Raw genomic sequence first — 14066 nt, 5'->3', positions numbered from 1 at the left:
CAATCACGAGGATACTTTAGGGTATCTTTTTTGTTTATCTGGGGGATTCTGAGAATCTTCTTTTTTGTTTTTAAGGAATGAATTTAGGAAAACTAGCAGTGCTTAAGGGAATGGTAGTGGCTATATATTTTCTTTAATTATGGTAAAATAGTAAGAGAATAATGTGAGGAAATTGAATGTCAAGTAAGTTTGAAATTTTACTGAATCAACTAGGAATCTCTGACCAACTGAAACAGGATCCTGCTCTCGTTGATGCAAGCATTGAGCGTGTCGTGGTTCATAAAATCAGTAAGATCTGGGAATTTCATTTTGTATTTTCTAATATTTTACCGATTGAAATATTTCTAGAGTTAAAGAAAGGGCTTAGTGAAGAATTTTCTAAGACAGGGAATAAAGCTGTTTTCGAAATCAAAGCTCTGTCTCAAGATTTTTCAAATGAACTCTTGCAGTCCTACTATAAGGAGGCTTTTTCTGAAGGTCCATGTGCTAGCCAAGGGTTTAAGTCTCTTTACCAGAATTTAAAAGTTCGTGCGGAAGGAAACCAACTCTTTATTGAAGGTTCAGAGGCGATTGATAAGGAGCACTTTAAGAAGAATCATCTTCCTAATTTAGCAAAGCAACTTGAAAAATTTGGTTTTCCTGTTTTTGTCTGCCAAATCGAGAAGAATGATGCCCTTACACAAGAGCAGGAGGAAGCCTTCCATACGGAGAATGAACAAATCGTCCAGGCTGCCAATGAAGAGGCTTTACGTGCTATGGAACAACTGGAACAAATGGCTCCTCCTCCAGTAGAAGAGAAACCAGCCTTTGATTTTCAGTCTAAAAAGGCTGCGGCTAAGCCAAAACTAGATAAGGCAGAAGTTACCCAGATGATTGATGTGACGACTGAGGAAAATCGTTTGGTCTTTGAAGGGGTAGTCTTTGATGTGGAACATAAAGTGACCAGAACTGGTCGTGTTTTGATTAACTTTAAGATGACGGATTACACTTCAAGTTTTTCAATGCAAAAATGGGTTAAGAATGAAGAAGAGGCTCAGAAGTTTGACATCATTAAGAAGAATTCTTGGCTCCGTGTTCGTGGAAATGTAGAGATGAATAACTTCACACGAGATTTGACCATGAACGTCCAGGATGTGCAGGAAGTTGTTCACTATGAGCGGAAGGATTTGATGCCAGAGGGTGAGCGTCGGGTTGAGTTTCATGCTCATACTAACATGTCGACTATGGATTCTCTTCCAGAAGTAGAGGAGATTGTTGCTACAGCTGCTAAGTGGGGACACAAGGCGGTTGCTATCACGGACCACGGAAATGTTCAGTCCTTCCCACACGGCTATAAGGTGGCCAAGAAAGCTGGAATCCAGCTGATCTATGGAATGGAAGCCAATATCGTGGAGGACCGTGTTCCTATCGTCTATAATGAAGTGGAGATGGACTTGTCAGAAGCAACCTACGTAGTTTTTGACGTGGAAACGACGGGACTTTCAGCCATCTATAATGACTTGATTCAGGTTGCGGCCTCTAAGATGTACAAGGGGAATGTCATTGCCGAATTTGATGAATTTATCAATCCTGGGCACCCTTTGTCTGCCTTTACTACTGAGTTGACTGGTATTACAGATGATCATGTCAAAAATGCCAAACCGCTAGAACAAGTTCTGCAAGAATTCCAAGAATTCTGCAAGGATACGGTCCTAGTTGCCCACAATGCGACCTTTGACGTTGGCTTTATGAATGCCAACTATGAGCGCCATGGTCTGCCTAAGATTAGCCAGCCAGTTATCGATACGCTGGAGTTTGCTAGAAACCTCTATCCTGAGTATAAACGTCATGGTTTGGGGCCTTTGACCAAGCGTTTTGGTGTGGCACTTGAACACCACCACATGGCCAACTACGATGCGGAAGCTACTGGTCGTTTGCTTTTCATCTTTATCAAAGAGGTAGCAGACAAACATGGTGTGACCGATCTAGCTAGACTAAACATTGATTTGATTAGTCCAGATTCTTATAAAAAAGCTCGGATTAAGCATGCGACCATCTATGTCAAGAATCAAGTTGGTCTAAAAAATATCTTTAAATTGGTTTCTTTGTCCAATACCAAGTACTTTGAAGGAGTGCCACGGATTCCCAGAACAGTTCTAGATGCCCATCGGGAGGGCTTGATTTTGGGGTCTGCTTGCTCGGAGGGTGAAGTTTTTGACGCAGTCGTTTCTCAAGGTGTGGATGCGGCGGTTGAGGTGGCCAAGTATTATGACTTTATCGAGGTCATGCCACCAGCTATCTATGCACCATTGATCGCCAAGGAGCAAGTCAAGGATATGGAGGAACTCCAGACCATTATTAAGAGTTTGATAGAGGTTGGGGACCGTCTTGGTAAGCCTGTTCTGGCTACGGGAAATGTCCACTATATCGAACCGGAAGAAGAGATTTACCGTGAAATCATCGTCCGTAGTTTGGGTCAGGGGGCTATGATTAACCGAACCATTGGTCACGGAGAGCATGCCCAACCAGCTCCCCTGCCAAAGGCTCATTTTCGAACAACCAATGAGATGTTGGATGAATTTGCCTTCCTGGGAGAAGATTTAGCTCGCAAACTGGTTATTGAAAATACTAATGCCTTGGCAAATATCTTTGAACCTGTTGAGGTCGTTAAGGGTGACTTGTACACGCCTTTCATCGACAAGGCGGAAGAAACGGTCGCTGAGCTGACCTATAAGAAAGCTTTTGAGATTTATGGAAATCCCCTGCCAGATATTGTTGATTTGCGGATTGAAAAAGAATTAACATCCATACTGGGGAATGGGTTTGCCGTGATTTATCTGGCTTCCCAGATGCTGGTGCAACGTTCCAATGAACGGGGATACTTGGTTGGTTCTCGTGGGTCTGTTGGGTCCAGTTTCGTTGCGACTATGATTGGGATTACGGAGGTTAATCCTCTCTCTCCTCACTATGTCTGTGGTCAGTGTCAGTACAGCGAGTTTATCACGGATGGTTCTTACGGTTCAGGTTTTGATATGCCCAATAAGGATTGTCCAAACTGTGGTCACAAACTCAGCAAAAATGGGCAGGATATTCCGTTCGAGACCTTCCTTGGTTTTGATGGAGATAAGGTTCCCGATATTGACTTGAACTTCTCGGGAGAAGATCAGCCTAGCGCTCACTTGGATGTGCGTGATATCTTTGGTGAAGAATATGCCTTCCGTGCGGGAACGGTTGGTACAGTTGCTGCTAAGACTGCCTATGGATTTGTAAAGGGCTACGAGAGAGACTATGGGAAGTTTTATCGTGATGCAGAGGTGGAACGCCTTGCTCAAGGTGCTGCCGGTGTCAAGCGGACAACAGGACAACACCCGGGGGGAATCGTCGTTATTCCGAACTACATGGATGTTTACGATTTTACGCCTGTCCAGTATCCAGCGGATGACGTGACGGCTGAATGGCAGACCACTCACTTTAACTTCCACGATATCGATGAGAACGTCCTCAAACTCGATGTGCTGGGTCATGATGATCCGACCATGATTCGGAAATTGCAGGACTTGTCTGGGATTGACCCCAATGAAATTCCTATGGATGACGAAGGTGTGATGGCCCTCTTTTCTGGGACTGATGTGCTTGAGGTGACTCCTGAGCAAATTGGAACTCCAACAGGTATGCTGGGGATTCCAGAGTTTGGAACTAACTTTGTACGTGGAATGGTAGACGAGACGCATCCAACGACCTTTGCGGAGTTACTTCAGCTCTCAGGTCTGTCCCATGGTACCGATGTCTGGTTGGGAAATGCCCAGGATCTGATTAAGCAAGGAATTGCGGACCTATCGACTGTTATCGGTTGTCGGGACGACATCATGGTTTACCTCATGCATGCGGGTCTCGAGCCTAAGATGGCCTTTACCATCATGGAACGGGTACGTAAAGGTTTGTGGCTGAAGATTTCCGAAGAGGAGCGAAATGGCTACATCGAGGCTATGAAGGCTAATAAGGTGCCAGAGTGGTATATCGAATCCTGTGGAAAAATCAAGTATATGTTCCCTAAGGCCCATGCGGCAGCCTACGTTATGATGGCCCTGCGTGTAGCTTATTTCAAGGTTCATCATCCCATTTATTATTACTGTGCTTACTTCTCGATCCGCGCCAAGGCTTTTGATATTAAGACTATGGGAGCGGGCTTGGATGCCATCAAGCGTAGAATGGAAGAAATCGCTGAAAAACGGAAGAATAATGAAGCCTCCAATGTGGAGATTGACCTCTATACAACTCTTGAGATTGTCAATGAAATGTGGGAACGTGGCTTTAAGTTTGGCAAGTTAGACCTCTATCGTAGTGATGCGACTGAATTCATCATTGACGGAGACACTCTTATCCCACCATTTGTCGCAATGGATGGTCTGGGAGAGAACGTTGCTAAGCAGTTGGTGCGTGCGCGTGAAGAGGGAGAATTCCTCTCTAAAACAGAACTACGCAAACGCGGAGGGCTGTCATCAACCTTGGTTGAAAAGATGGATGAAATGGGGATTCTCGGCAATATGCCAGAGGATAACCAGTTGAGTTTGTTTGATGAATTTTTCTAAAATATAGAAAGAGGTTTTTATGAAACTTACCATTTCCGCTCAGGATAAGCCAGCGCAAAAGGTGTTTGATTACCAGCTGGATCTTGACCCTGATACAATTTTGAAAATGACCGCTTTGATTTGCGGCACTGTGGCAGCAGTTAGCCTGCTGTCCTTATTTAAAGAGAAATAACAATGGAAAAGGAAGAATAGAATGGTTTTACCAAATTTTAAAGAAAATCTAGAAAAATATGCGAAATTATTGGTTGCGAATGGAATTAATGTGCAACCTGATCACACCTTGGCTCTTTCTATCGATGTGGAGCAGCGTGAGTTGGCACATTTGATCGTGAAAGAAGCTTATGCTTTGGGTGCGCATGAGGTGATCGTTCAGTGGACAGATGATGTGATTAACCGTGAGAAATTCCTCCACGCACCGATGGAGCGTTTGGACAATGTGCCAGAATACAAGATTGCTGAGATGAACTATCTCTTGGAGAACAAGGCTAGCCGTCTTGGGGTTCGTTCTTCTGATCCAGGGGCCTTGAACGGTGTGGACGCTGACAAGCTTTCAGCTTCTGCAAAAGCTATGGGACTTGCGATGAAGGCAATGCGTATCGCAACGCAATCCAACAAGGTTAGCTGGACTGTAGCAGCCGCTGCTGGGCTTGAGTGGGCTAAAAAAGTCTTTCCAAATGCTGCAAGCGATGAAGAAGCAGTGGATCTCCTTTGGGACCAAATCTTCAAAACTTGCCGTGTCTATGAAGAAGATCCTGTTAAGGCCTGGGAAGAACATGCAGCCATCCTCAAGAGTAAGGCAGATATGCTTAATAAAGAACAATTTTCAGCCCTTCACTACACAGCGCCAGGAACAGATTTGACACTTGGTTTGCCAAAGAACCACGTTTGGGAATCAGCTGGAGCCATCAATGCACAGGGTGAAGGATTCTTGCCAAATATGCCAACAGAAGAAGTCTTTACGGCTCCTGACTTCCGTCGTGCAGATGGCTATGTCACTTCTACAAAACCACTTAGCTACAACGGAAATATCATCGAAGGGATTAAAGTAACCTTCAAGGATGGTCAAATCGTAGACATTACTGCTGAAAAGGGTGATCAGGTCATGAAAGACCTTGTCTTTGAAAATGCGGGTGCGCGTGCCTTGGGTGAATGTGCCTTGGTACCAGATCCAAGCCCAATTTCTCAATCAGGCATTACCTTCTTCAACACCCTTTTCGATGAGAATGCTTCAAACCACTTGGCTATCGGTGCAGCCTATGCGACAAGCGTCGTTGGTGGTGCAGAGATGAGCGAAGAAGAGCTGGAAGCTGCAGGACTGAACCGTTCAGATGTTCACGTGGACTTTATGATTGGTTCGAATCAAATGGATATCGATGGTATCCGTGAGGATGGAACACGCGTACCACTCTTCCGTAATGGAGACTGGGCAATTTAAGGAGAAGTTATGCTTGGAAGTATGTTTGTTGGTCTCCTAGTGGGACTTTTGGCAGGTGCTTTGACCAATCGTGGAGAGAGCATGGGATGCTTTGGGAAAATGTTTCTCGGCTGGATTGGTGCCTTTCTGGGCCACTTGCTCTTTGGAACTTGGGGTCCAATTATAGCTGGAACGGCCATTATCCCAGCTATTTTAGGAGCTATGATTGTCTTAGCTATTTTCTGGAGACGAGGAAGTTAATTTCTTAAATCTGATACTCAATGAAAATCAAAGAGCAAACTAGGAAACTAGCCGCAGGCTGCTCAAAGCACTGTAGATAGAACTGACGAAGTCAGTAACATCTATACGGCAAGGCGACGTTGACGCGGTTTGAAGAGATTTTTGAAGAGTATGAAAAGAAAAGGAGGTTGGTCATTGTACCAGCCTCCTTTTGAGTATGATATAATAGTTTTATGAGACTAGATAAATTTTTAGTTGCCTGCGCTGTGGGAAGTCGGACAGAGGTCAAAAACTTGCTCAAGGCTGGACGCGTGACGGTAAATGGTAAAAAAGAAAAATCAGCAAAGCTGCAAATAAATGAAGAAAAAGACGAAATTCGCTTTGATGGCCAAGTGCTGGAGTATGAAGAGTTTGTCTACTACATGATGAACAAGCCCCAAGGAGTTATTTCTGCGACAGATGACCCCAAGCATAGAACGGTTCTAGATTTGTTGGATGATATTGCTCGGATCAAGGAAGTTTTCCCAGTAGGGCGCTTGGATATTGATACGCATGGTCTTCTGCTCTTGACCAATGACGGCCAGCTTGCCCATGCTCTTCTTTCGCCTAAACGTCATGTGGATAAGACTTATCTAGCTCAAGTCAAAGGTATTATGACCCAAGAAGATGTGGAGACATTTGCCAAGGGCATTCCGCTCAAGGACTTCACCTGCCAGCCAGCTAAGCTGGAGATTGTGTCGGTAGATCCAGAAAAGAATCAAAGTTTGGTTCGGGTGACCATTGCTGAAGGGAAGTTCCATCAAGTTAAGCGTATGGTGGCCTACTGTGGCAAGGAAGTCGTGGACTTGCAACGTTTGACGATGGGAACACTGATTTTAGACGAGAACCTGAAAAGGGGTGAGTGGCGTCGCGTTAGTCAAGAAGAACTCGAATTGCTTTTTGCTAGTGTGAAATAGTTCCTATAACATGAATAAGGTGAGTCTATTTGGCTTGCTTTTTCATTTTTCAGTTGCTTCCTTTGTGAAAAGAGTTATAATAGAGAGTAGAATAAAAGGAGGAATCTATGAACGCTATTCAAGAATCATTTACAGATAAATTATTTACTAATTATGAAGCAAATGTCAAATACCAAGCGATTGAAAATGCTGCCAGTCACAACGGAATTTTTGCAGCCCTAGAACGTCGCCAAAGCCATGTAGACAATACAGCTGTTTTCTCATTGGATTTGACCAAGGACAAGGTGACCAACCAGAAAGCGTCTGGTCGTTGCTGGATGTTCGCAGCTCTCAACACCTTCCGCCACAAACTCATCTCTCAGTACAAATTGGAGAACTTTGAATTGTCTCAGGCCCACACCTTCTTCTGGGACAAGTATGAGAAATCAAACTGGTTCTTGGAGCAAGTGATTGCGACTGCAGACCAAGAATTGACGAGCCGCAAGGTTAGCTTCCTACTCCAAACCCCTCAACAAGACGGTGGACAGTGGGATATGGTCGTTGCCCTCTTTGAGAAATACGGTGTCGTTCCCAAGTCTGTTTATCCTGAGTCTATCTCATCTAGCAACAGTCGTGAGCTAAATGCTATTCTCAACAAATTGCTTCGCCAAGATGCTCAAATCTTGCGTGACTTGCTCGCTTCTGGTGCAGACCAAGCAACTGTTCAAGGCAAGAAAGAAGAGCTCTTGCAGGAAATCTTTAACTTCCTTGCCATGTCACTAGGACTTCCACCACGTAAATTTGACTTTGCTTATCGCGATAAGGATAATAATTACCAAAGTGAAAAGGGGATTACTCCACAAGAGTTTTACAAGAAATATGTCAATCTACCTCTAGAAGATTATGTTTCTGTTATCAATGCTCCAACTGCTGACAAGCCTTACGGCAAATCTTACACAGTTGAGATGTTAGGAAATGTGGTTGGTAGCCGTGCAGTTCGCTACATCAATGTTCCAATGGAACGCTTGAAAGAATTGGCGATTGCTCAAATGCAGACAGGTGAGACTGTTTGGTTTGGTTCAGATGTTGGCCAACTCAGCAACCGTAAGGCTGGAATCCTTGCGACAGATGTTTATGACTTTGAATCAAGCATGGACATTCAACTGACTCAAGACAAGGCTGGACGTTTAGACTACAGCGAAAGCTTGATGACCCACGCCATGGTCTTGACAGGTGTGGATTTGGATGAAAACGGCAAGTCAACCAAGTGGAAGGTTGAGAACTCTTGGGGAGACAAGGTCGGTACAGATGGTTACTTTGTTGCCTCAGACGCTTGGATGGACGAATACACCTATCAAATCGTTGTTCGCAAAGAATTGCTGACAGCAGAAGAACGAGCTGCCTATGAAGCAGAACCAATCGTGTTAGCACCATGGGATCCAATGGGTGCCTTGGCAGAATAAAGCATAAAGAAAAGAGGTTAGGGAAATCCTAGCCTCTTTTTAAGTTCTTCTTAAAGTGGCGATAGATGATGCTTACCAAGGGAGTTCTTCTTATTTTGAGTCTTTAAGTGACAGAGAAAAAGATATGTGTTATTATAGTAGTACAAAAGGATATCGGAGTAGAAATGAAGTATTTAAGCAGCCAAGACACCAAGGATCGTCAACGAAACATCAGTGACATTAAACCTTATAAAACGACCAAGGAAATCATTTTTTCAAATATCTTTACCTTCTTTAATGCTATGAACTTGGCTCTGGCAGTTCTGGTAGCCACAACCTTGCGATTTGAGAATATGCTCTTTTTGGGCGTGATTGCTATCAATACAGCTATCGGGATTTTCCAAGAAGTGCGTTCAAAAAATGCTTTGGAAAAGCTAAGTTTGCTTGGTAAAAGTAAGTATAGGGTCAACCGAGATGGTCAAACGATTGAGATTGATCCAGAGGACATCGTACTGGGCGAGTATCTGCATCTCAATCTGGGAGATCAGGTACCTGTAGATGCAGAAGTGTTGGAAGGGAATATTGAAGTAGATGAGTCCTTGCTGACGGGTGAGAGTGATTCGGTCTTTAAAACAGTTGGTGACAAGCTGATGAGCGGAAGCAATGTTGTCAGCGGTACTTGTCTGGTCCTTGCTACAGCTGTGGGTCCCGATAGTTATATCAACAAACTTGCAAAATCCAGCAAGGAATTCAAAAAATACCCTTCTCAACTGCGCGATTATATGGATAAGATTTTAAAAATCGTCTCTATCCTGCTGGTGCCAGTTGCCATTCTGCTCTATGTCAGAGGTTTTAGTCTAGGGCGAACTTATGTTGAGATTGTCTTGGGAAGTTCTGGTGCCTTGGTCGGCATGATTCCAGAGGGATTGATTCTCCTAGTTAGTGTGTCCCTAGCAGTAGCAGCCATGAAGCTGGCTAAAAAGAAGGTTTTAGTGCAGGAACTATACTGTGTAGAGACCTTGGCGCGTGTAGATGTTCTTTGTTTTGATAAGACTGGAACCATCACGACTGGTAATATGAAGGTCCAAGAAATGGATGCTAATGTAGCAGAGAAACTGTCTTCTTATCTGGCTTATTTCGAGGATGAAAATGCAACTTCGCGGGCTCTGAAGACTTACTTAACCTGTGAGAAAAAGTGGGAAGTTCAAGAAGTCGGTGCCTTTTCAAGCAAAAACAAGTATTCCTTTGTCCAAGTAAAAGAGGGTGGGACCTATTTCTTCGGAGCCTATGAATTTCTAGGTTTTACCCAAGCGATGGATCCTTACTATGAACATCTCAAACAGCAAGGTTTTCGAATCTTATCGCTCGCTCATAGTAAGGACCAGATTACAAGTCCAGCCGATATGGAACTATTAGGCCACGTCGTTTTGTCAGATGAGATTAAGGACAATACCCAGGAAACCTTTGACTATTTCGAATCTCAAGGTGTTGAAGTGAAGATTATCAGTGGGGATAATCATGTGGCTGTATATGGGGTGGCTCGTAAGGCAGGATTTAAAGAATCAGCCCGTGCGATTGATATGACCAAGGTTAGTGATGAGGACTTTGAAAGAGTGGTCTTGGACCACGATATCTTTGGTCGGGTAACACCTGAACAGAAGCAAAAGATGGTGACTATTTTGCAAAAGGCTGGTAAAACAGTTGCCATGAGTGGCGATGGAGTTAACGATGTTCTGGCACTCAAGAAAGCAGATATTAGTTTTGCCATGAAGGGGGCTACGAGTGCAGCCAAAAGTGTGTCCAATATTGTTTTTCTCACTGATGACTTTGCAGTATTCTATGATATCTTGATGGAAGGTCGCCGGGTCATCAATAACATCCAAAAGGTAGCCTCTCTCTTTCTAACAAAGACCTTCTTCTCCATCGTGTTTGCGATTTTGAGTGTGATATTTGGTTTGGAATTCGCCTTTATCCCCATTCAGTTTACAATCATTTCAGCCATTACGATTGGGATTCCATCTTTCTTCCTAACTTTTGAGTCCAATAAAGAAAAGGTTAGCACTCACTTTATGAGAGATATCCTAACCAACGCGGCGATTGGTGGAGGCATTCTGATTGCTAGTGTTCTCCTGACGAACTTCTTTATCACTGTCCCAGGTCAGGTCAAATTTATTTGCTTCCTACTTGCTTTAATCAATGGTTTGTGTCTAGTTGCCAAGGTCAGTCTGCCATTTAATCGATACAAACTAGTCTTGCTCACGTTTTTGAGCCTTGCAGCCTTTGTAGGAGTGCTTGCCAACACCTTTATCTTGCAAGGAACTTTTGTACCTCTAGAAACCAGTCAAGTCGTCTATGTAGCCATCCTAGCAGTGGTGATTGGAGGCTTGCATTATCTGACTAGAAGAAAAAATTGATACACAAAAAGAATCAGGTAATAAACCTGATTCTTTTTTATCTATATTCTCAATTGCTTGGATTACATGATACCGAAGAAACGAGCTGCGATACCTACTGCAAAGAGAGCAAGGATGATTGCGATTGGTGATACTTTTTTCTTAAGCAACCACATGCAAAGGAAAGTAAGGAGAAGTCCCATCAATCCTGGAATCAATGAGTTCAACTGACCTTGAAGGGTTTGTGGTTGAACGCTATCCAAGCTCAAACCACTAAGGGCCTGACCAAGGATTCCCTTCAATTCTCCACCTGTTACAGCGCCTTCTGGGAAGTTGATGTAAGCTCCTTCTGCCAATTGTTTACCTGGAAGGTTCACAGTAAAGTTGATAGATACCCAACGTTGTACAAGAACGGCAAGGATGAACATACCAAGGATAGATGCTCCTTTGGTGATGTCTTTCAAGATACCACCAGACATGTCTTTAGTGATTTCAGATCCAGCTTTGTAACCGAACTCTTGTGTATACCATAGGAAGGCCATACGGATAGCATTCCATCCAAAGAAGAAGAGAAGGGGACCAACAATGTTACCAGATGCAGCAAGTGATGCACCAAGGGCTCCAAGGATAGGACGAACTGTAAACCAGAATACTGGGTCACCGATACCAGCAAGAGGTCCCATCATACCGATTTTAACCCCTTGGATAGCCGCGTCATCGATTTCTACACCGTTAGCGCGCTCTTCTTCAAGTGCAAGAGTAACCCCCATGATAGGAGCAGCTACGTATGGGTGAGTGTTGAAGAACTCAAGGTGACGCTCAAGAGCAGCCGCTTGGTCTTCTTTTTTAGTGTACAATTTTTTGATAGCTGGGATTAATGAGTAAGCCCAACCCAAGTTTTGCATACGTTCGTAGTTCCAAGAACCTTGAAGGAATTGTGAACGCCACCAAACTTTTTGACGATCTGATTTTGATAATTGAATTTTTTCAGCCATGATTGATCCCCTTTCTAGTAGTCTTCTAGGATATCACCGATTGGGTCGTTAGAAGTCGCAGCTCCGCCGCCACCGTTTCCACCTTGTTTTGTAAGGTTAAGGTAGATGAAGGCAAGGGCAACACCGATGACACCAAGGGCAATCAAAGTCAATTGAGAAATCGCAGCAAGTGCAAAACCGATAGCGAAGAATGGCCATACTTCACGAGTTGCCATCATGTTGATAACCATAGCGTAACCAACGGCAACGACCATAGCACCACCGACAGCCATACCACCGTTCAACCAGTCTGGCATCAAACCAAGAGCGTCTTGAACAGCAGAAGCAGGGATAGCAATAAGGAAGGCTGCAGGAATCGCAATACGAAGACCTTGAAGAAGAAGTGCAACAAAGTGAGCACGCTCAACAGCTGCAATGTTTCCGTCTTTAGCAGCAGCATCAGCTGAGTGAACTAAGGCAACTGAGATTGTACGAACAATCATTGTCAAGAAAAGTCCAGCTACGGCAAGAGGGATAGCTGTTGCTGTTGCAACGGCGATACCATCAGTAGTAAAGTTACCACCTTTGATCAAGATGATCGCTGCGGCAACAGATGCAAGAGCAGCGTCAGGAGCTACGGCAGCTCCGATGTTTGCCCAACCAAGGGCAATCATTTGAAGAGATCCACCAAGCATAACACCTGCTTCGAGGTTACCAGTTGCAAGTCCGATAAGGGTACATGCGACGATTGGTTGATGGAATTGGAATTGGTCGAGGATACCTTCAAGACCTGCAAGGAAGGCAACAACTACAACCAAGATAGCAGAAATGATTGAAATATCTGACATGGTTTTATTCCTTTTCTATTTAGTTTTAATGAAGTATTTAATCCTGTTTTCAAAAATGATAGAAACAGATTAAAATTATTGAACGTTTGCTTTCTTAATCAAGTCAAACAAATCTTTTTTCGTGTCGTTTGGTACTTTGCGTACGTCAAATTCAACACCGAGGTCACGCATTTTTTCAAAGGTTGCAACGTCTTCTTTGTCCATAGACAAAACGTTGTTAATCATTGTTTTACCTGTTGAGTGAGCCATAGAACCAACGTTAAGAGTCTTGATTGGTACGCCACCTTCGATAGCACGAAGTGCATCTTGTGGAGTTTCAAACAAGATAAGGGCATGAGTTTCGCCGAAACGTGGGTCTTTTGCAACGTCGATCAATTTTTGAATTGGGACAACGTTGGCTTTTACTCCGTTTGGAGCTGCTTGTTTGATCAATTCTTTACGCAAATCGTCGTTTGCAACGTTGTCTGAAGCAACGATAATACGATCCGCTTTTGAATCTGGAGTCCAAGCAGTGGCAACCTGACCGTGAAGGAGACGAGTGTCTAGACGAGCAAGGTTGATTTTCAGTTTACCATCACCGATAACTGTTCCTTCTGGAATAGCAGCTTGGGCAACTGGAGTAGCTGCAGCACTTGCAACTTCCTCAACTGGGTTAAGCTCTTCTGGAAGAGCCTTGATGCCATCTTTGGCTTCTTTAATGATATTCGCAGCGACTTTATCCACACCTGCATTCGCGTCCATAAGGCGCTCTGTGTAGGCTTGGATCAACATCGGCAAGTTCAGTCCTGTGATGATGGCAAACTTACGTTCTGGATTTTCTCCCATCACGCGGCTAGCTTGGTTGAATGGAGATCCACTCCAAAGGTCAGCCAATACTAGAACCTCATCTTCTGCGTCAAATGCAGCCACAGCGTTGTTGAATTTAGCGTAAAGGTCATCTGGACCTTCATTTGGCATAAAGGTTACAACTTGAACCTTTTCTTGTTCACCAAAGATCATAGATCCTGACTGATGAATACCCGCAGCAAATTCGCCGTGGCTCGCAATAATGATTCCGATACTCATTATTGTCATTCCTCCTTATAAAATGTTTGACTGTATGTTTAAGAAAACTTTAAGCCTAACCTTAAGTATAAACCGTTTTCATATAAAAATCAACTACTTTTTCTAAAAAGATGTAAAAGTTTTCATAGAATGACTTTTTAAAAATATTAATATATCAATGTTTTTGAGAGATAAATGAAAATGGTAA

10 protein-coding genes are annotated in these 14066 nt (G+C 43.6%); 7 read left to right on the top strand and 3 right to left on the bottom strand.

Annotated features, from left to right (window positions below; genetic code table 11):
* Positions 1-176 precede the first annotated feature (176 nt).
* The 7 genes from SORDD25_RS05845 (at position 177) to SORDD25_RS05815 (ending at position 11013) form a co-directional block, all read left to right on the top strand.
* Positions 177-4568 carry a PolC-type DNA polymerase III gene (locus SORDD25_RS05845; protein WP_061852970.1) on the top strand — a complete coding sequence of 1464 codons (4392 nt, stop codon included), beginning with the start codon at positions 177-179 and terminating at the stop codon, positions 4566-4568.
* Between the two features lie 19 nt (positions 4569-4587).
* Positions 4588-4740 (top strand): hypothetical protein, encoded by a 153-nt coding sequence (locus tag SORDD25_RS09345; RefSeq protein WP_000778898.1) that lies wholly within the window; start codon positions 4588-4590, stop codon positions 4738-4740.
* Positions 4741-4761: 21 nt separating this feature from the next.
* The gene (locus tag SORDD25_RS05835) at positions 4762-6003 is read left to right on the top strand and encodes an aminopeptidase (RefSeq protein ID WP_061852969.1); all 1242 of its coding nucleotides are present in this window, start codon (positions 4762-4764) and stop codon (positions 6001-6003) included.
* Positions 6004-6012: 9 nt separating this feature from the next.
* Positions 6013-6243 carry a GlsB/YeaQ/YmgE family stress response membrane protein gene (locus tag SORDD25_RS05830; RefSeq protein WP_000901575.1) on the top strand — a complete coding sequence of 77 codons (231 nt, stop codon included), beginning with the start codon at positions 6013-6015 and terminating at the stop codon, positions 6241-6243.
* Positions 6244-6455: 212 nt separating this feature from the next.
* Positions 6456-7178: a pseudouridine synthase gene (locus SORDD25_RS05825; RefSeq protein WP_061852968.1), complete on the top strand. Its 723-nt coding sequence runs from the start codon at positions 6456-6458 to the stop codon at positions 7176-7178.
* A gap of 107 nt (positions 7179-7285) precedes the next feature.
* A complete protein-coding gene (gene pepC / locus SORDD25_RS05820) occupies positions 7286-8620 on the top strand; it encodes an aminopeptidase C (RefSeq protein ID WP_061852967.1) in 1335 nt (444 codons plus the stop codon).
* Positions 8621-8784: 164 nt separating this feature from the next.
* Positions 8785-11013 (top strand): HAD-IC family P-type ATPase, encoded by a 2229-nt coding sequence (locus SORDD25_RS05815; RefSeq protein ID WP_061852966.1) that lies wholly within the window; start codon positions 8785-8787, stop codon positions 11011-11013.
* Positions 11014-11075: 62 nt separating this feature from the next.
* Here SORDD25_RS05815 and SORDD25_RS05810 read toward each other — a convergent pair whose 3' ends face one another.
* The 3 genes from SORDD25_RS05810 to SORDD25_RS05800 all read right to left on the bottom strand — a co-directional run bounded on the left by SORDD25_RS05810 (position 11076) and on the right by SORDD25_RS05800 (position 13879).
* Complete coding sequence (locus SORDD25_RS05810; protein WP_000818316.1) at positions 11076-11987, bottom strand: PTS system mannose/fructose/sorbose family transporter subunit IID; 912 nt, start codon at positions 11985-11987, stop codon at positions 11076-11078.
* Between the two features lie 14 nt (positions 11988-12001).
* Complete coding sequence (locus SORDD25_RS05805; protein ID WP_001280317.1) at positions 12002-12814, bottom strand: PTS mannose/fructose/sorbose transporter subunit IIC; 813 nt, start codon at positions 12812-12814, stop codon at positions 12002-12004.
* Between the two features lie 75 nt (positions 12815-12889).
* The gene (locus SORDD25_RS05800; RefSeq protein ID WP_061852965.1) at positions 12890-13879 is read right to left on the bottom strand and encodes a PTS sugar transporter subunit IIB; all 990 of its coding nucleotides are present in this window, start codon (positions 13877-13879) and stop codon (positions 12890-12892) included.
* Positions 13880-14066 lie beyond the last annotated feature (187 nt).

Source organism: Streptococcus oralis, assembly GCF_001579525.1.
GTDB classification, from domain to species: Bacteria; Bacillota; Bacilli; order Lactobacillales; family Streptococcaceae; genus Streptococcus; species Streptococcus oralis_M.
The sequence above is the reverse complement of the archived record's forward strand: the minus strand, read 5'-3'. Positions and strand labels throughout refer to the sequence as shown.